A 20,262-nucleotide genomic window follows, 5' to 3' on the forward strand; every position below is an offset into this window, starting at 1 on the left:
AAATGATTCTTTTTTATTGGGGACAATACAAGATATGCAGAGAAATAACTCCAAGTAGGATCGTAAAATTTAGGTATTCATAAAAATTTTATGTACATCTAGCATTTATAATCCTCCAATTAATCTTGGAGGATTTTTACATTTTTTGTCGAATTTAATTTTAAAAGCGTCTGTACAAATCTTATAATTGTGAAGTTAATTTCAAAAGCGAGGTACCAATATGATAATTTATAACGAAACTTCGTCTAACTTTCTAATCCATATTTTCGAAAATAAAATCGGATACGTCTTAAAAGAGAATGTATATAAAAGAATGAACAAAGTGGTATCTAACAGTGAACTACAATCCTGGGAAAGATCGCTGCCTCAAATGGCCAAAGTTCTTAGGGATGCAAGATTGGAAAAAGATTCACACGTTTTACTTGAATATAAACTTCCTTCTACCGAAAAGAGAATCGACTTCTTGATCACTGGCCAGGACCAAACAGGTAAAAAGAACGCAATGATTATTGAGTTAAAGCAATGGCAAAAAGCGAAGACGGCAGAAGGTAACGGAATTGTTAAAACACACCTGGGTGGCAGAGAAAGGGAAACTGTTCATCCATCTTACCAGGCATCTTCCTATAAACGTTTTTTACTTAGCTTCAATGAATCATTATATACTGATACATCCATTCAACTTTCTTCCTGTGCGTATTTACATAATTACATACCTAAAACCAATGATGAACCTCTATTAGATCCCAGATACACTGGATATTTAAATGAAGCACCTCTATTCTTTCAATTTGGTGACAGAAAGCTTGCGAAAAGAATTAACAGCTTAGTTTCAGAAGGAAAGGGTGAAGGAATTGCTGATGCAATAGAACACGGCAGGATCCGCCCTTCGAAAAAGCTGGTTGAAACTGTCGGTTCTTTGATTGAAGGTAATGAAGAGTTTATTCTTCTTGATGAACAAAAGGTCGCCTATGAAAAGGTGCTAAACATTTATAACAACCTGAACACAAAGACTGATCAGAAACAAGTTATCATTATTAAAGGCGGTCCTGGAACTGGCAAATCAGTAATTGGACTTAATTTAATGAGCTATTTATTAAAAGATGAAGCTTATGCGGAATATATCACCCCTAATCAGGCATTTAGAGAAATTCTTCGAAAAAAGGTAATCGGCTCTTCCGGATATGTTGAAGTCAGGGACTTATTTAAAGGTTCTGCGTCCTATGTTCATACACCTAAAAACTACTTTGATGTGCTAATTTGTGATGAAGCACACCGATTGAAAGAACAAGGGCATATGAAAAAGAAAATAGAAGGCGAAAATCAAGCAACCCAAATTATCAGATCTTCTAAGGTTAGTGTTTTCTTTGTTGATGACCAGCAAAAAATCTCCAAAAAAGACATCGGAAGCATAAAGTTAATAGAAGAGGAAGCAACCAAACAAGGGGCAGAAACAAACACAGTAGAACTAGAATCCCAGTATCGTTGTTCTGGTTCAGGAAACTATATCTCCTGGTTAGATTCTCTTCTAGGATATAAAGACGAGGATGTTTCGTTAGAAGGAGAGTTTGACTTTCAAGTTGTTTCTAACCCTCATGAACTAACAAAAGAAATTGTTGAAAAACGTGGGGGAAGAATCCTTGCTGGCTATGCATGGGATTGGACAAAAAAATCTTCGGGCGATGGATTGCCAAAAGATGTTGTGATAGAAGAACATGATTTCGCGCTGCCATGGAATGATCCGAATCGAATCGACTGGGCTATTCACCCGGATTGCGCCAATCAAATCGGCTGTATCCATACTGTCCAAGGACTAGAAATGGACTATGTCGGGGTTATAATCGGAAAAGATCTCGGTTATGATCCTGAAACAGATTCACTTATCGTTCGGAGAGAGGAATTTAAAGATAAAGGAGCAAGACCGGCGAAACCAAAGAAAGGGCAGGAAGATCCATTGTTTGATCTTGTTAGGAATACTTATAAAACTTTGATGACTCGTGGAATGAAGGGTTGTTATGTTTATTGTTATGTTGAGGAGTTGGATAAGTATATAAGAGAACAGATTAAACAAAATTAATATTTCCTATGATATAAAATTATTCGACAAGTGACGGGCACCTAACTCTAAGTTCGACCCTTACCACCGGTATCTTTCGATGAAAATGAGAAAATTCAAGAAGTGATAGAACACTCTCAAATGTTCATATACCAATGTTTGTAGGTGTTTTTTGGTTTTGTGGGAATAGGCTGAAAAGGGCATGATTTGAATTTGTTTTACACAAGGATTTTTAATTATTATTTATTATTTAAAGCTGCTTTTATATGTTTGGCGGGCATAACTCAAAAAGAAAATTCACCGAACTATGTTAGTTAAAGGTTTTTAAAAAATTTATCCTTGTATATCTATTGACAATTTTTATAAATACTAGGAGAATATTTTGTAGGAATATAGTGGAAGTTGTCTAATTAAATATCATCTTGTAAAAGCAGAAGTGGCTCTTGAGAGGGGAACCTTCTGCTTTTTTCTTTATCTTAATTAAATTAGACTCATCATTAAACTATGAATAGGGGGGATTTTAGTGATTGATTCATTTAGTTTAAAACAAGTAGCAACTTATGATGAATTTGGAATAAATCTCACAGATTTAAAAAAGATTAATTTTATATATGGAGCAAACGGAAGTGGGAAAACAACTATATCAAACTTTTTATTTGATCCAGATCATGTTCGTTATAACCATTCTTCCTTGAACTGGAAAAACCACATACCTGTGAACATCCTCGTTTACAATAAAGCTTTTAGAGATAAAAACTTTGGAAAGGGAAATATAGATGGTGTCTTTACTTTAGGAGAAGCTACTAAAGAAGAGATTAAACATATTGAGAAACAACAGAATGAATTAGGGGAATTGAAAAACAAGCTTGTTAAGAAGAAAGAAACACTAGATAAACAAATTGAACAAGAAGAACAATTTGGGTTAGATTTTAGAGAAAAAGTCTGGAAAGGTATATATAAAAAGTATGAAAAGGATTTTAAAGAGGCATTTTCAGGTGTAATGAGAAAAGAAGCATTTATGAAAAAAATAATTGAAGAGTTCCAAAGTAATAACGCAAAACATCTATCCTATGACGAGTTAAAAAACAGATCTAAGACTATATTTGGAAAGGTTCCAGAGACACTTTCTATAATACAACAAATTGATTTCAAGAGAATACTTGAAATAGAAAGTAATAATATTTGGATTAAAAAAATAATCGGTAAATCAGATATTGAAATTGGAAAGTTTATTCAAAACCTAAATTTGAATGACTGGGTTAATGAAGGAAGAAACTTTATACAAGATGACACTTGTCCGTTTTGTCAACAAAATACTATTACTTCTAACTTCAAAAAGCAACTAGAAGACTACTTTGATGAATCATTCACTAACCACACTAATCTAGTTAAGTCATATAAAGAAGAATACAACCGGTTGGCTGTAAACCTAATTAACTTTTTACAACAAATTGAAACTAAAGAGAAAAATAATCCGGATTCAAAACTTGATATCGAGACATTTACTTCATATCTAAAAACATTAACAAGTCAGTTTACAACCAACAAGGAAAAACAGAACAATAAAAATAAAGAACCGAGTAGAATTATTGAGTTAATCTCTGTAAAAGATCAGTTAGAAAGCATACAAAAGATAATTATTGATGCAAACGATCGAATTAAGAAGCACAACGATATAGTTGCTAACTATGCTGTTGAAAGGAATAATTTAACAAAGGAAATCTGGAAATATATTATCGGAGAAAATAATGGCGATATTGAAGATTTTATAAAAAAATCTAATGGATTACAAAATGGAATTGACTCTCTAAGGAAACAATTTCAAGATTTAAGGAAACAATATATTGACTTGGAAAGAGAAATAAAAACAGCAACCCAAAATATGACTAGTATTCAACCTTCTATAGACCAAATAAATTTAACACTTAATTCATTTGGATTTGAGAACTTTCAAATTGATTCATCTGAGACAGAAAATAATCAATACCAAATAAGACGTAAAGATGGATCATTAGCCGAGTCAACTTTAAGCGAAGGAGAAGTAACGTTTATAACATTTCTATACTTTTTACAATTAGCAAAAGGCAGCACAGATCAAGATTCAATTACCGATGAAAGAATACTTGTTATTGATGACCCCATTTCGAGTTTGGACAGTAATGTATTATTTATAGTAAGTTCTTTATTGAAAGAAATAATAAAATCAATTAAAAAAGATGAAGGGAATATTAAGCAATTGATGCTGCTTACGCATAATGTTTATTTCCACAAAGAAGTGTCATTTATTGATGGAAGAACTAAAGAATGTGGAGATACATATTACTGGATTTTAAGAAAAAACAACAATGTTTCAACTCTTCAAAAATTCGAGACAAAAAACCCAATACAAAACTCATACGAACTTCTTTGGCAAGAATTGAAAAGCAAAAATAATATCTCAATAGTTACAGTGCAGAATATTATGAGAAGAATCATTGAAAATTATTTTAAATTATTAGGTAAATATGGTGATGAAGATCTGATAAAAGAATTTCCAAGCAAGCAAGAACAAGAGATTTGTAGGTCTCTAATCTATTGGATTAATGAAGGCTCACATACTATTCCTGACGATCTATATGTTGAACATCCAGAAGCTACAAATGAAAAATATTTTAAAGTGTTTGAGAGGATATTTTTCTATATGGGTCATTATGAGCATTATAAAATGATGATGGGAATTCAGGACAAGGAGAAAGTTAAAGAACTAAGTTATTAATTCCAACACCTTTTTCTTTCTTCCTAATTCACTTATTGAAGTATTCAATACAGAGATTAGAGACAATTTTTTTTGCAACCTTTGAAGATCTTACTCAAAATATAGAATCTCTAATGAGCGAGTATATTCTAGGTGAATCTGCGATTTTTATTGTTTAAAACTGATTGAAAAATTGAATCCTATTTATTTGGACAAAGACGAGGAGTGAAATCCTTGTCTTTTTATTTGCCTGCGTGCCCAGCACGCAGTTAGTGGCTAGCCGGTTTAATCCCGGTCCAGGTATAAGGGACATAGGTAAGGGACATAGGGACAGGTACGTTGTCCTAAAGAAAAGCAATAATATCAATGCCTGTCACCTGTCGATTTTTGGCAGAGGATAGGCATTTTTCTTATTTAAACACCAATCATTCCCAAAAATTGTTATAATATTTGGTAATACTATATATCAACCAATATTGCAAGCAAGTAAGGAGGGATTTTGTTGAATCCTACTATAGAATGTCACTATGAGTATGATAAGAAAGTTAGTTTTGCCCTGCAACAGAACCATGTCCCCGTTGTTAAGTTTCTTTCCATCAAAAACACATCTGCTGATTCTCTTTCCAATATAAAAGTCGAGATCACTGCAAATCCGGAGTTTTCCGAAGTCTATTCGTTAAACATTGAAAAGATTGAATCAGACGAAGTTATAGAAATACGACCTGATCTGCAGCTATCCTCTCACTTCCTCAGTGTTCTTGATGAAAGTATTGTAGGAAATCTCCAGTTAACAATTTCAGATGGTGATCGGGAACTTTATAAAGAAAACTTACCGATTGATGTCATGTCTTTTGATTCCTGGCCGGGTTCTTCTGTCTTGCCTGAAATTATTTCAAGTTTTATTACACCGAATCGCCCTTTCGTTAATGATATTGTCAGGCAGGCTGCTTCTATTATGGAAACAAATACAGGGTCAAATGCGATGGACGGTTATCAAAGTGGGGATCCTAACCGTGTACTTGCCCAATTGTCCGCTATTTACTCCGCGATTCAAGCACATGAAATTGCCTATGTAAGTGCACCGGCAAGCTTTGAAGACGAGGGCCAGAAAATTTGTTTTCCTGATCTGATAAAAGAACATAAATTAGGAACGTGCCTTGATCTAGCGTTACTTTATGCTGCATGTGCAGAGGCCGTAGGAATCTATCCTTTGGTGGTGTTCCTGAAAGGTCATGCTTTTCCGGCTTTCTGGCTGAAGGAACAAACGACATATGAAAGTTTTCAAGATGATAAAAGCATTTTAACAAAACATATGGCACACGGAATTAATGAGTTGATAGCAGTAGAATCTACATATCTGACAAAGGAAGATTCAACGTTTAATGAAGCGGTAAAAAACGCAGAAGTTAATCTCGATAAAGTGGATTTCTTCCAATACTTTATCGATGTCAAGAGAAGTAGGATCGGTCAAATAAAGCCAATTGACTTAAAAAAGGTAAGTGGAGATATTGAAGTAGAAGTCAACCAGGAAGAGCCGCTTAACATGCCAAATAAAATGGCTTTTGATCAAGTGGAGGTCATCCCGGAAAAGGAAGATGCCGATCAGCAAGTCCAACAGGAAAGCAAAGTCATCTACTGGCAAAACAAGCTTATCGATATGAGCCTCCGTAACAACCTGTTAAATTATCGTTTGCATACACAGGGCATTCCTGTAGTAACGCCAGACTTATCAAGAACGGAAGACATACTGGCCATGGGCAAAAAAGTCTTTATCAATCCTTTGCCGAATGAGTGGCAAAATAAGGCCAGGGACTTCAGGGAGCAGAAAGAACTTTTGCAATCGAAAATCCTGCAGGGAGATATGCAGAATAACCGGTTACGCTCTACGTTAACGGAGGTTAATCTGGACAAAGAGCTGGTGAAGCTTTACCGAAATGCGAAAAACACGCTAGAAGAAAGCGGGGCTAATTCGCTGTTTGTAGCCCTTGGCTTTTTAAAGTGGTATGAAGAAAAGTCGTACACGAAAGAGCGTTATGCTCCAATTTTATTGCTGCCAGTTGATTTAGTAAGGATGTCTGCGAAAAAAGGATACTATATTCGTGCACGTGATGAAGAAGTGCAAATCAATATTTCACTCATTGAATATTTGAAGCAGAAGTTCGGCATCGATGCTTCGGGCCTTTATGAGATCCCAAAAGATGAACATGGGGCAGATGTGAAAAAAGTATTAACGACGATGCGCCGCCTGATTATGACGATGAAAAGTTGGGATGTGCTGGAGACTGCCAGCATCGGTTTGTTCTCTTTTTCGAAATTCGTCATGTGGAACGACCTTGTGAACAACTCAGAGGAACTAAAGGAAAATAAGGTTGTAAAAAGCCTTATGGAAGGCAACTATTTAGTTGAAACCACGGAATCGATGAATAAGCCCGTAACAACTGAAGTCGATGAAGAAGAGACGATTTATGCTCCTTTAAGCTCTGACAGCACTCAAAAAGAAGCGATACTGGCTACAGGCGCAAACAATAGTTTCGTGCTGCACGGACCGCCGGGATCGGGTAAGTCGCAAACAATCACGAATATGATTTCCCATGCTCTGGCTAATGGGAAGACAGTATTATTTGTGGTTGAAAAAATGGCTGCGTTAAGCGTTGTGCAGAAAAGGCTCGCAGACATCGGTTTAGCAAACTTCTGCCTCGAGGTTTACTCAAATAAAGGGCAGAAAAAAGACATCCTTGCCCAGCTTGAAACTTCTTTTAACGCACAGCATAAAACAAAGGGAACAAACTGGAGTGAGAAATCAGAAGAGATCAAGAAATTAAAGAAAGAGCTAAACAGCTATGTCAAGGACCTTCAGTTTATTTTTGACAAGTAACATGTGGTTTTCCATTATATAATAGGGAGGTTTTAACGATGGCAGAATTAAAATATGAAATAAAAGAAACAATAGCGGTTCTTTCTGAATCACCAAAAGGATGGACGAAAGAATTAAATCTTATCAGCTGGAACGGCCGTGCTCCTAAATACGACCTTAGAGACTGGGCGCCAAATCATGAAAAGATGGGCAAAGGAGTTACATTGACAAAAGAAGATCTAGAGAAGTTGAAGGAAGTGTTAGGTACATCATTCTAGTTCTTGATTTACAAAAAAAAGACAATACCTGTTAACCTGTAACTGACCAGGAGAATACTTCTTTTAATTACCAATAGTAACTATCTCTCAAAAAGAACTTTCCAAAAAAAGTCACAAAAAAACCTCAAAACACTCTAGCCAAACAAAATTAAAAAATGATAAGATGATGTGAGTATTTTTACAGAACCTATAATGCTTCGGAAAATACATCGATTTTAAAGAGTGAGAGAGGCGATTACAGTGTTAGATGTTCTATTGATTTTCCTGGTACAAATAATCTTCGTTCCGATTCTGACCCTGCGTACTGTGTTTATGGTGAAAAATGAAAATAAAAAGGCTTCGGTTGTTGGAGCGCTTGAGGCAGTTGTCTACATCTTTGGTGTATCCCTTGTTTTGACTGGTGAGCAAAGTATTGCAGCGATGATCGCGTATTCTTTAGGCTTTGGAATCGGGATTTATATCGGCGGAATAATCGAAACAAAATTAGCGATCGGTTATACCGCATATAACGTAAACCTCCCTTCGAAAAACCAGGAACTTTTAGACCGATTAAGAAATGATGGTTATGGTGTTACGAACTACACCGGAGAGGGAAGAGACGGCTATCGTTATAAAATGGAAATTCTAACGAAACGTAGTCGTGAAAGAGAATTAGAACTCATCATCGAAATGTATGAACCGAAAGCATTTATCATTTCCTATGAACCTCGTAAATTCAAAGGCGGATTCCTTGTTAAATCCATGAAAAAGCGTCTGAAGAAGAAGCAACAACAAGAACAATCAAGTGCAACTTCTGCTTAACAAAAAAAGCATCATGAAAGTACTATTTATAAACCATCAAGTTACAAACTAGTAGTTTGATGGTTTTTTTATTGAACAAATTTATTAATAAAATAATTACAACTCTATTTGTTTAACAGGTGATAAGATTTTCTATATAATCTGTGTTACATATTAAAAAATTAAAAGTGTTCATACAAGGGAGTACAACTATAGCTTCGAGTAAACACACAGCAACAGGAGGTAAGAAAATGAGTGAACCAGTTATAATTATTGGGGCAGGTATAAGCGGTCTTCGTGCGGCGTCTCTTCTTATTTCAAAGGGCATCGAGTGCAGAGTCCTGGAGGCACGGGGACGAATTGGAGGCAGAGTTTTAAGTGAGACGACCGTGGACAGGCCTGAGCTCGGCAAGTTTGATCTCGGACCAACATGGTTCTGGCCGCAACATGAGCCTGTCATCTCTGATCTTGTCAGAGAACTCGGTTTACAGACATTCGATCAGCACACCGAAGGAGCAATGCTTTTAGAGCAATCAAAGAACGGACCAATACAGCGGCATGTACTGCCAGAAGGAGCTACTGAGAGGTCGGTTCGGTTCAATGGCGGTGTTCGGACCCTTATTGATGCCGTAGCGGATACTCTTCCTAGCGAGATGATCGAATTAGACACGCGTGTAACGGAAATCCGTATGGAGGAAGAAGGAAGAATCACTCTTGACGCAGAGCTTTCCGGTGGAGAGAAGAAAAGTATAAGGGCAAAAGCAGTTATCTTAGCGCTACCGCCCAGGATTGTTGCTAGTCGCATCGCATTTTCGCCTTCTCTCTCTGCTGATCTTATGAGGAGCCTTGTGGACAAGCCCACCTGGATGGCGGGACAGGCCAAGGCGATTGCGATTTACGATCGTCCTTTTTGGCGAGAGGATGGACTTTCCGGCCAGGTAATGAGCTGGGCTGGTCCCTTACAGGAGATCCATGATGCATCACCTGATACAGGTTACGGTGCACTCTTTGGTTTCTTCGGGATGCCCGCAAAGATGCGCCAGGCGCTCGGGAAGGAAAGGGTACTTCAACTTGTCGTAGATCAGTTGACGAGGCTATTTGGTTCATCCGCTGAGAAACCGATTTCTCTCCTTTACAAGGATTGGTCCACTGATTCTGATACGGCAGTTGACGAAGACGCCAGGCCGCTTACCGATTTTCCAAACTATGGCCAACCGGCAAGTAATGGCGCGTGGGAAAATAAGCTTATGTTTGCTGGTACAGAAACCTCACTCGAACATGGGGGACATCTTGAAGGAGCACTTCGATCAGCTGAACGTGCGGTTTCTGAAGTTATGAAGTTATATTGAGCTAATCTATGATAAGCTTAATAAGACGATATACCTCCTCATGAAAAAAGCATATCCCCATATGGATCTGCCTTGTTGCAACCTGTTCATTATAATTATCGTTTTGTAGGCGGTTATTTTAATAGAAAGAATGTAATACCTTGAAATAACAGGGATTTAAACGGTTAGTGAAGCTCGAACAGCAGGCTGTTTTTTGAAAGGTGGGCATACAATGAGCAGGATTGTTTTATCGACTGAGAGTGGAGCGGATTTACCAGGTGATATAGCTGACAAATATAACGTTCATGTGGTTCCGATGCACATCATCATGGATGGAAAGGATTATTTAGACGGTTCTTTACTTGTTAAGGATATTTATGACTACTATGATCGTACCAAACAAATACCATCCACAACGGCCACGAATGTTCATGAGTATCAGGAATTTTTCACGAAGATAAAAGAGGATTTTCCTGATTGTATCATTGTTCATATCGGTTACACGTCAAAGGCATCTTCTTCCTTTCAAAACGCGGTACTCACAGCAAAAGATTTTGAAGACATTTTTTTGATCGATGCTTTGAACGTTACAGGCGGATTAACTGCGATTGTGATGTATGCTGCAGATTTGTTAGAGAAGGAGCCTGCTATAGAACCTGTTCAATTAGTAGAAAGAATAGAATCGATGGTTCCTAAATCAAGACTTGCTTTTATTCCAGGAAGCCTGGATTTTTTAAGAGCGGGAGGACGAGTAAGCAATATTGCTTATCTCGGAGGAGCTTTGTTAAGAATAAAGCCCTGTATAGAACTAGTAGATGGAAAACTGGTTTCGACTAAAAAGTATCGTGGAAAAATGAGCGTCGTTGCTGAAAAACTCATGCAGGATTATTTAAATGAATACAACATTGATAAAGAACAACTTTATCTTATATACTCAGTCGGTCTTGATGAAAGGATCAAAGAGCGGATGGATGAAGTCGCCAGGGAAACTGGATTTAAACATGTAAAATGGATGCAAGCCGGTGCCGTGATTTCCACACACTCTGGTCCTGGAGGGTTCGGAATCGCAGGATTAGAACTTTAGGAACGGATTTATAAAGCGGATGACGTAACCCTAAAAATAAAAAGGTTTAATAGAAGGCCCCGGGCGATTCTATTAAACCTTTTTTGCTTTGACTATGAAGCGAAAATAGACCATCTGTTTAGTTCTGCAATTTTGACCATATCTTCTTTTGGATTGACAAGGATTGGGTTGGTGACATATCTCAACAAGGGAATATCACTTTCGCTGTCTGCATATGCCCAGGTTTCTTTTGGCGGATCCTGTGTTAGGTGTTGCTGTTGCCCCATCCATTCTTGTAATTTTGATACTTTTACATCTCCGTTGACAATTTGTCCGATTTCGCCTGTGCAGAGGCCATTTTGGTCAAATAGTAGTTCTGTGCTTAACACATGTACGTCTAATTCAAGCTCCTTTATAAAAGCTTTAAGAAATGGTTGAAGCGCGCCAGACAATACAATGACCGTATCTCCGTTATTTTGATGCTCTTGAATCTTAAGAACAAGGTCTTTATGTACTTCCGATTTTCCGTATTCGACGAGTTCTTGAAAAAAGAGATCTAATTCTTCCGTTGTTTGCCCCTTAAATGTCTTCGCAAAAGCCCGGAAAAAATCATGCCGAAATTTATTTTTCCCTTTGAGCAAACCGCCGGCTGAAGCCTTCACCAATCCCGCTGATACAACGGCCCATTGCTTTGTGGTGAATCTCTGTTTTCCGACCTGGAACATTGCTTTAAAAGAGTTTCCTTGATAAAGCGTACCATCAAAATCTACAGTGACAATTGCCAATACAGAACACCTCGCTTTTTTGTAAGTATAGGACAGTTGGCATCTTTTGTAAATGAACTGGAAGAATCAGATTTATGTTTAATAGTCCAAAATAGTCCAAACTTATCATGGAAGGTAGGAAGAAAGGTACCCAGGGATAAAAACTTCTCCCTTTGCGTGCTATTCCTTATTTTGGGATACCCTTTATACTGCTTTGCTCGATATCTTAAATAATATTTTCATAGGATGCTTACATGTTTTTAACAATATCCCTCTTTTTTTAATATACACTTAAAACTGCTGTGTTTTAATAGTTTTGTATTAAAAAATTAGGAGGTTATGAAATGAAAAAGCGACTCTCTATCGGACTATCAATGGCGTTAATCGCCTCTTCCTCATTAACTGCAATGGCCCATAATGACTCCAACAAACACGATTTTAAAAACTGGAATAAGAATAACCAAATCCAGAGTGTAGAATTCATATCAATGAAAGCTCCATCAACCATTGAAAATATGGTTAAAACGTATACTGAATCTACTGTTAAAGTTACCTTTAAAGACGGAACTGTTAAAGAGGTCCCGCTAAACTATGATCAGCTTTATCTTACAAAAGACAAGATTGTTGAAAACAAAGGGGAAATGATTCCTGCAGGTACACCGATCGACGTCAATGGCGATCCTATTGTCGATAACAGTATTCCAGAAGACCCATCTTACTTTATTTCGGACGCTCCTGATTCTAACAGCCTTATTACCAAAGGGAACAAAACCTATATGATTTCCCATTTTGAATATGACTCTCAAAATAATGCTGGTGAAGAGGTTTCTGGTCTTCCTGCATCCATGACCCTAACAGAGCTTAATCGTGATAAGAAAACTGGAAAACTTACTGTAGAAAATGCAAAAAAAATTGATTTTTCCGATGTGAATGGATTATGGATACCATGTAACGGATCAACTACCGACTGGGGAACACATCTTGGTTCAGAAGAGTATGAACCAGACGCAAGAGCTTTTGAAAATAAGGAATCTGGTGCTTACAAAGAAGTAAGCAATTTTGCAGAGTATTATTTCCATGATTCTTCAAAAGCAAACCCTTATTTTTACGGATGGATCCCGGAGATCTCTGTTTCAAACAAAGGGGAGACTTCCGTAGTGAAACATTACAGTACAGGTCGCTTCTCTCATGAATTGATGAAAGTATTGCCTGATAACAAAACAGCATTGTTTGGAGACGATGGCGGGAACACAATGATGTTTATGTATGTGGCAGATGAAGAAACGGATTTCTCTGCCGGCACATTATATGCAGCAAAATTTGACCAGACTGGTACTGAAAACGGTGGTTCCGGTAATCTTGATTGGATCAAACTTGGACATGCTTCCGATGAAGAAATTTTGGATCTTATTGAGAGCGGGGTTACTTTCAGTGATATTTTTGAAACTGCTGAGGAGCCTACAGATGGCTTTACTGCAGTCAAGACAAACTCTCATAAAACAGTTGAATATTTAAAAGTTAAGCCAGGAATGGAAAAAGTTGCTGCATTTTTAGAACCGCGCAGATACGGAGCGATTCTAGGTGCTACTGCTGAGTTCAATAAAATGGAAGGGCTCGCTGTAAACGAAGAAGATAGCAAAGCATATGTCGCGATCTCTTACCAAAATGGCAGTATGGAAAAACAGGAAAATGCAGTGCAAGACGACATCCAACTGCATAAGATCGATTCAGGTGTTACTTACCAGCTTAACCTTGAAAAAGACCAAAACGATCACTCTGGTGCTAAAATTCCAAGCAGTTATGTTCCTGCTAGCATGGAAGGATTAGTATTAGGAGAAGACCTTTCATCCCCGGATGAATTCGGAAACACAGCAGATCCTGACAAGGTTGCAAATCCGGATAACCTTAGCTTCTCAGAACAGTTAGATACCCTATTTATCGGGGAAGACAGCGGTATGCATACCAATAACTTTGTCTGGGCTTACAATATGGAAACGAAAAAGCTATCCAGGATTCTTTCCGTACCGGTTGGAGCTGAAGCGACAGGATTAAGTGCAGTTGAAGGTGTAAAAGGATCCAGCTACGTATTAAGTAACTATCAGCACCCTGGAGCCGATCTAGGCGAAAAAGAAATAACTGCAGTGGATAAAGATAAACTAGAGCAAGCGATGAAAGAAACACTTGGTATCATGGAGACTGGCGGGGTTGGTTACATCGCTGGAATCCCGGAAATTAAGGGAAACCAAAAGTGGAACGAACATGCTGCAAAAAACAGGGACAATCATAAAAAACATGAAAACTCTAAAAGAGCATCAGGAAAAAACGAACAGGAATAAGTTAATTAAAAACTATTAGAGAAAATGCCCTTAAGATTGGTTGTTAGAATGCCAACTGAATTCTTAAGGGCATTTTTCGTTTTAGTAGAATGAATACAAAAAGAAACGAATCCCCTGTTTCAAAATAAAACTGGGGATTCGTCTTTTATAAATTATTACTGTTTACTTGCATTGGTACTGTAATAGAACTTTGCAGTAATGGACCCATCTTCATTCTCGACGATGTCTGTAACATTAATGCCAGAATCAGCAGGAATATCACTGTTATCTTTCCAGAAATAGTACGAACCGCTATGAACGTTCTTAGAGTTAGGTGTTAGCTTATCACCAGTCTGGAAGAAGTCACCTGAGTCACCACGGTTCACGTACTTTTCAAGATCATATTTTCCATCCGCCTGAAGAACAGAGAGGCCATAGTGAGTTACAACTGTGCCGTCACTTGCCGTTTGTGACTGGTTGTACTGGAATCGCTTGTTCATCCAGTTCTCAACATTATTTGGACGGAAGCCAGCCGACTGGTAAAGATTGATGATATTTTCATCGACATGCCATGCAACCAATCCGTGGGAGTTTTCACCCTGGCGGATTAGACCTTTGTTAAATCCGCTTTGCTGAACGTTTTCGAACAAGAAATATTCCGTACCATTTGAACCAGGGACTTCCATCTTAACGAGACCATTATCGGCATTTGCCTTATCGATAGAAGGTAAGGTGATTTTTTTCACGCCATCATCTGGTTTAACACTAACAGGATCTGCCCATCCTAAGAAAACTTTGGAGAACGGGTCAAAGTGTGTCGGTGAGTTACCTGAATAGGCAGCAGCATTCGGATAACGCATCCAGGAACCGCCTGCCATCATGGAGTAGTTACCAACGCCTTCAGAAGTGTAAAGTGTGTCATAGAAATCAGGCAAACCAAGAACATGGCCAAACTCATGAGCGTAAACTCCTGTTTGAGCCGGGTATGGACCTTGTTTTAAAGCTTCATCATAACCACCAGTCGCAAGATTATAACCTGCAACGTTACCGCCGATACCAGGCTGGATATTGTAATTATTTACGATAACACCGTCATACGTCATATCTTCTGCAACTGTTTTATTGATCCATTCTGACTGACTCATTCCGGCATAAGCATCCGCTGGTTTACCAGTTTCATAGTATTTACCATAGTAAAGTGCACTTAATAGAGACCATTTATGCGACCAGAACTGTGCAGGGTCACGGCTGAACTCAGCGCCTGTTCCTTCATGGATAACGAATACGTTTGGTACTTCTCCATTTACAGCATATTTAGAGAAGTCAACCTGATCGTCCGCAGCTTTCAAAAGGTCACGGACGAATTCACCTGTGTGAGCGTCACCGTTTTCATTTCCAAGTTTATATTTTCCGCCTTCAGCATACTTACCTTCCTGGTCTAGATAATAGGAAGCACCCTTTGGCATTTCAACCCAAGCAAATTTTGTATTTTCTTTACGCACAAGGTTAACTTGTCCATAACTGGATTCTTTGTATGCATTTTGCATCGTACGATCCGTTGGAACATCCTCACCGCCGTATTTCTTAAATTGCTCTAGTTCATAAGGATTGTATTCAGTTCCGAAAATTAAATCTTCATAGTAATGTGCTGGAACCTGTCCTTTCATGTCTCCAATAGGTTCATCACCTTCAGGATACTTAGCTAAGAGCACAAGAACTGGAACATCGCCTGATGTCTTATTGTAGGCAACATGGTTATCACCGGCCTGCTGGAACTTTGCTCCTTGATTCGCAATTTCTTCAGCAGGATCCGCTTTTGAGACATCCACTCCCAAATTTTTAGCCTTCTCCGCTAATTCAGGAGATGCTCCTACATAATGGGCAAGGTTTAGATCATATTTACTCGATTCTTTTACTACTGGTGTATCACTTGTCTGAAAGCCTGCCAGTGCAACTCCTCCGGCTAATGCAAGGGATAGGCCTGTTTTTGATAGAACTTTTAACAAGAAAGTCACTCCTTTTGTTTATATAAGGAAAATATATCAGAATAATCTGCCTTCAAGCAGAGGAAATATTACTAAAAAATTAAAATTTTTACACAATTTTCACATAAAAAGAAAGTTTTCCACGAATAAAGTCCTATTTTGATCTTTTACTTTTACAAGAAATCTATAAAGGGTTAACTCGTTCTGAAAAAACTTTAAATGTTTTTCTAACCAATATTTAGGCAAAATAAATACTAACAACAAAAGAGGTGATGGAATGAATATATTTGAAGTTGACGGCAAGATAAACAAGGCCAAATTAGCTAAAGATATCCTCGTTCCCGTTTTAGGCGGAATGGTTACTGGGTTTTTGGCTACTAAAAATGCAAAAGAGATTTACAAGAACTTAAAGCAACCGGATTATTCTCCACCTTCCTGGGTCTTTCCGGTAGTATGGACGAGTCTTTATACAATGATGGGTATAGCTAATTACAGAATTTCGCTGAAAGAAAAACCAACAAAGTTAGCAAATGGGCTTTATGACATCCAGTTAGGATTGAATTTTTTGTGGTCATTTCTCTTTTTCAGATGGGGACTACGCGGAACGGCTTTTACTGAGATCGCTGCTCTTTTGACTACAATCACGCTAACCACTTACAAGTATTATCAAAAGGATAAAGTGGCAGGAAGTTTGATGGTTCCCTATGTTCTGTGGGTAGCATTTGCACTTAACTTGAACTATAGTGTATGGCAGCTGAACAAGTCGTAAACTATTTAATATATATAATCTATTTAAACATTAAGAGGGGCTTCTCTTAATGTTTTTTTCATCTTTGTAGGGAACTAAGGGTTGGTTCTTTCTATCCTAATAAAGTAATATTTAATTGAAATACTTTTGTAGTGAAAGGTTGTGCGAAATGAATCAAGATACGTCCTCAAACAAGAAAAAAGCAGTGTCTTTTTTAAAGCTTGTTGCTTCAGGAAAAGTACAAGAAGGATTTCAAAGTTTTGCAAGTTCCGACCTCAGGCATCATAACCCATTCTTTCCCGGGGATGCAGAATCACTTATGTTAGCGATGGAAGAGAATGCATCGGAGAACCCTGACAAGATATTTAACGTTAAACGGGCGATCGAAGAGGGAGAACTCGTAGCAGTTCACTCACACGTTAAACAAAATCGGGAAGACCTCGGAGCGGCTGTTGTCCATATCTTCCGCTTCGAGGATGATCGAATTGTTGAATTGTGGGATTTAGGACAACCCGTACCAGTGAATTCGCCTAATGAAAATGGGATTTTTTAACCGGACTATAAATTTTGAAACACAGCTCGAAAGCCCTTACATATTACTGAGTAAAACAAAAGGAGGATACTAATATGACTGAGAGAAATAAGGAGTTATCACAAGCGCAACGTGAAGAACTACTTAGCACTTTGAAAGCCCGTTTTGAGAAAAACACGAACCGGCATAATGATCTGGAATGGGCTAAAGTACAAGCAAGGCTGGAAACTAACACTGATAAACTGTGGTCTCTCAATGAAATGGAAGCTACTGGCGGGGAACCGGATGTTGTTGGCCATGATAAAAAGACGGATGAATACATATTTTATGATTGTTCAACGGAAAGCCCTAAAGGTCGGAGAAGTGTTTGTTACGACCTTGAAGCACTGGAATCAAGAAAAAAACACAAACCAGACAATAACGCTATAGATATGGCAACTGTAATGGGCATTGAACTTTTAACGGAAGAGCAATACCGGGAGCTACAGAAACTCGGAAATTTCGATACGAAAACGTCGAGCTGGGTGCAAACACCTGCTAACATAAGAAAACTTGGTGGCGCCATCTTTTGTGACCGTCGCTACGACACTGTTTTTGTATATCACAATGGAGCAGAATCTTACTATGCTGCAAGGGGATTTCGTGGTTCGCTAAGAATTTAAATTTGAATTTAGGAATTTAACACCACGATGTGTTCCTCCAAGAAGGAGAGCACATCCTTTTTTATTGAAGTAATAGGAAAGTTGTAAGAAATGGAGGGGCAGTTTGGTGGAAAGAAGTAGCTTCTAAAGTGTTATCCACCATGAGGACGGTTGCATTTCGTTAAGTAGAGAAACAACCGGGCATATTCGTATAATCACGAGGCAGGTGTAGACACTATAGGGGCTTACGTGTGTTAGTGTAGAAGAAAGAACATTATAAATCTGATAGCATTTAAATAAAAAATCCTAATACATGTAAAGGAGGATACGATGACAAAGAGTAAAGAAAGTAATGAACAGGGCTGGAACTTACATACCAGCTATACCAACTTACCAGAAGCATTTTATTCCACTATCAACCTTAACCCTGTAAGTTCACCTGAATTGCCTGTTTTCAATGACTCTCTTGCTAAAACACTGGGATTGAACCCTGATGAACTAAAAAGTGATGAGGGAGTAGAGGTTCTTGCTGGAAACAGGATGCCTGAAGGTTCGATACCCCTTGCTGAAGCATACGCAGGGCATCAGTTCGGTAATTTCACCATGCTGGGGGACGGGCGTGCTTTGCTGATTGGCGAGCAGGTCACACCAGATAAAAAGCGGTTTGACATTCAGCTTAAAGGATCAGGACCAACACCTTACTCTCGTCGAGGTGACGGACGTGCTTCATTGGGACCGATGTTGCGGGAGTATATTATTAGCGAAGGGATGCACGGACTTGGAATTTCAACTTCACGCAGCCTGTCAGTCGTGACAACCGGGGAAAAAATACGAAGGGAGACTTTCGAAACCGGTGCAATCCTAACACGTGTAGCATCAAGCCATCTTCGAGTAGGTACGTTCCAGTATGCTTTGGCCCTCGATGACGTAAAAAAATTGAAAGCACTTGCTGACTATACTATGTACCGTCATTTTCCAGAAATAAAAGATGATGAAGATCCATATTTGTCATTGTTACGAAAAGTGATCGAACGACAGGCTGAGCTAATCTCGCAATGGATGCTAGTTGGTTTTATTCACGGTGTGATGAACACCGATAATATGGCGATCAGCGGAGAGACGATCGATTATGGTCCCTGTGCGTTCATGGATACGTATCACCCTGGAACCGTATTCAGTTCCATCGATGTACAGGGACGTTATGCATATGCAAATCAACCTCCGATAGCTGGATGGAACCTTGCGAGGTTTGCAGAAACTTTGCTACCGCTTTTGCATGACGATCAGGATGAGGCTGTTAAAATCGCCCAGGAAGAGATGGGTGTTTTTACTGATCTATACCGGGAGAACTGGCTTACCGGGATGCGAGCAAAGCTTGGACTATTTAACGAAGAGGAAGATGACCAATCCCTTATTCAAGACCTGTTTAAATTAATGGAAGAGTATAAAGCGGACTTTACGAATACATTCCTTGCTTTAACGTTTGATAAAGAAACAGATGGAGTACAAGTACTGTTGGGGACTGATGAATTTAAAAAATGGAAAGAGCGGTGGAAGGAAAGACTGGGAAGGCAAGAACAATCGATGGAAGAATCCCATGAATTGATGCGGAACCATAATCCTGCCCTGATTCCAAGGAATCACAGGGTAGAAGAAGCACTTGAAGCAGCGGTAGAAAAGGAAGACTACAGCATGATGGAACGGTTGCTAAATGCTCTTTCCAACCCATACGAACACACAACCGAACAAGCAGAATACGCAAAACTGCCGCCAGATTCTGATCGGCCGTATCGTACCTTTTGCGGAACATAAAAAAGAAGGCTTATGCTGTCTGTTTCCTATCCATATTTAACAGGAAGCAGACAGCTTTTTACTTTTATATAGCAATTGTGCACCAAAATCACCTTATCAATTTAGTTATTTGCTATCATACTTTACTCTTACTTTCAGAGATTATCGAAGAAAGAAGCTCGATATCAATCATGATTTCTTTTTTAAGGAATTCATTTTCACACCTTTTATAATCTTCCTCAAGCCTCAGAAGTTCCTTTATGAACATCGCCATTTCAATATAATTGGTCATGTTAAAAATCCTTTCTCTTAAGATGCAAAGCTTTTATACTCGTCTAATAGTTATCTATATGTTGTACAAGTAACTTGTTATTCACAAAATAGAAAAAGCCGAAA

General features: G+C 38.3%; 15 protein-coding genes. 12 read left to right on the forward strand and 3 right to left on the reverse strand.

Going from position 1 to position 20,262, the window contains the following annotated elements:
* The first annotated feature begins 220 nt into the window (after window positions 1-220).
* The 7 genes from FCL54_RS12640 (at window position 221) to FCL54_RS12670 (ending at window position 11,111) form a co-directional block, all read left to right on the forward strand.
* A complete protein-coding gene (locus tag FCL54_RS12640; protein WP_138126969.1) occupies window positions 221-2,074 on the forward strand; it encodes a DUF2075 domain-containing protein in 1,854 nt (617 codons plus the stop codon).
* Between the two features lie 502 nt (window positions 2,075-2,576).
* Window positions 2,577-4,808 carry an AAA family ATPase gene (locus tag FCL54_RS12645; protein WP_171016828.1) on the forward strand — a complete coding sequence of 744 codons (2,232 nt, stop codon included), beginning with the start codon at window positions 2,577-2,579 and terminating at the stop codon, window positions 4,806-4,808.
* A 481-nt stretch (window positions 4,809-5,289) separates the two neighbouring features.
* Window positions 5,290-7,662, forward strand: a complete 2,373-nt coding sequence (locus FCL54_RS12650) for a DUF4011 domain-containing protein (RefSeq protein ID WP_138126973.1) — start codon at window positions 5,290-5,292, stop codon at window positions 7,660-7,662.
* A 38-nt stretch (window positions 7,663-7,700) separates the two neighbouring features.
* Window positions 7,701-7,919, forward strand: a complete 219-nt coding sequence (locus tag FCL54_RS12655) for a YdbC family protein (RefSeq protein WP_138126975.1) — start codon at window positions 7,701-7,703, stop codon at window positions 7,917-7,919.
* Between the two features lie 240 nt (window positions 7,920-8,159).
* Complete coding sequence (locus FCL54_RS12660) at window positions 8,160-8,720, forward strand: DUF2179 domain-containing protein (protein ID WP_138126977.1); 561 nt, start codon at window positions 8,160-8,162, stop codon at window positions 8,718-8,720.
* 230 nt (window positions 8,721-8,950) lie between these two features.
* Window positions 8,951-10,048, forward strand: coding sequence for a flavin monoamine oxidase family protein (locus FCL54_RS12665; protein WP_138126979.1), 1,098 nt, complete (start codon window positions 8,951-8,953; stop codon window positions 10,046-10,048).
* A gap of 211 nt (window positions 10,049-10,259) precedes the next feature.
* Window positions 10,260-11,111: a DegV family protein gene (locus FCL54_RS12670; protein WP_138126981.1), complete on the forward strand. Its 852-nt coding sequence runs from the start codon at window positions 10,260-10,262 to the stop codon at window positions 11,109-11,111.
* A 92-nt stretch (window positions 11,112-11,203) separates the two neighbouring features.
* Here FCL54_RS12670 and FCL54_RS12675 read toward each other — a convergent pair whose 3' ends face one another.
* On the reverse strand, window positions 11,204-11,875 hold the full coding sequence (locus FCL54_RS12675) for an HAD family hydrolase (protein WP_138126983.1): 672 nt from the start codon (window positions 11,873-11,875) through the stop codon (window positions 11,204-11,206).
* Between the two features lie 323 nt (window positions 11,876-12,198).
* Here FCL54_RS12675 and FCL54_RS12680 point away from each other — a divergent pair, with 323 nt between their 5' ends.
* Window positions 12,199-14,190 carry a PhoX family protein gene (locus FCL54_RS12680; protein WP_138126984.1) on the forward strand — a complete coding sequence of 664 codons (1,992 nt, stop codon included), beginning with the start codon at window positions 12,199-12,201 and terminating at the stop codon, window positions 14,188-14,190.
* A gap of 155 nt (window positions 14,191-14,345) precedes the next feature.
* On the opposite strand, the gene FCL54_RS12685 is transcribed toward FCL54_RS12680, so the two are convergent.
* Window positions 14,346-16,175, reverse strand: coding sequence for a M6 family metalloprotease domain-containing protein (locus FCL54_RS12685; protein WP_138126986.1), 1,830 nt, complete (start codon window positions 16,173-16,175; stop codon window positions 14,346-14,348).
* Between the two features lie 256 nt (window positions 16,176-16,431).
* Between FCL54_RS12685 and FCL54_RS12690 the strand changes: the two genes are divergently transcribed.
* From FCL54_RS12690 to FCL54_RS12705, 4 genes are all read left to right on the forward strand, one after another.
* Entirely contained in the window at window positions 16,432-16,923 is a 492-nt protein-coding gene (locus FCL54_RS12690) for a TspO/MBR family protein (RefSeq protein ID WP_138126988.1), read from the forward strand.
* Window positions 16,924-17,071: 148 nt separating this feature from the next.
* Window positions 17,072-17,455, forward strand: coding sequence for a nuclear transport factor 2 family protein (locus FCL54_RS12695; RefSeq protein WP_138126990.1), 384 nt, complete (start codon window positions 17,072-17,074; stop codon window positions 17,453-17,455).
* A gap of 74 nt (window positions 17,456-17,529) precedes the next feature.
* A complete protein-coding gene (locus FCL54_RS12700) occupies window positions 17,530-18,096 on the forward strand; it encodes a DUF4256 domain-containing protein (RefSeq protein WP_138126992.1) in 567 nt (188 codons plus the stop codon).
* A 309-nt stretch (window positions 18,097-18,405) separates the two neighbouring features.
* Window positions 18,406-19,887 carry a protein adenylyltransferase SelO gene (locus tag FCL54_RS12705; RefSeq protein WP_138126994.1) on the forward strand — a complete coding sequence of 494 codons (1,482 nt, stop codon included), beginning with the start codon at window positions 18,406-18,408 and terminating at the stop codon, window positions 19,885-19,887.
* Window positions 19,888-20,002: 115 nt separating this feature from the next.
* Here the strand turns inward: FCL54_RS12705 and FCL54_RS24045 are convergent, their stop codons facing one another.
* Window positions 20,003-20,158: a hypothetical protein gene (locus tag FCL54_RS24045; protein ID WP_171016829.1), complete on the reverse strand. Its 156-nt coding sequence runs from the start codon at window positions 20,156-20,158 to the stop codon at window positions 20,003-20,005.
* Window positions 20,159-20,262 lie beyond the last annotated feature (104 nt).

Origin of the sequence: Exobacillus caeni (assembly GCF_005747095.1) — a bacterium.
GTDB lineage: Bacteria > Bacillota > Bacilli > Bacillales > Guptibacillaceae > Exobacillus > Exobacillus caeni.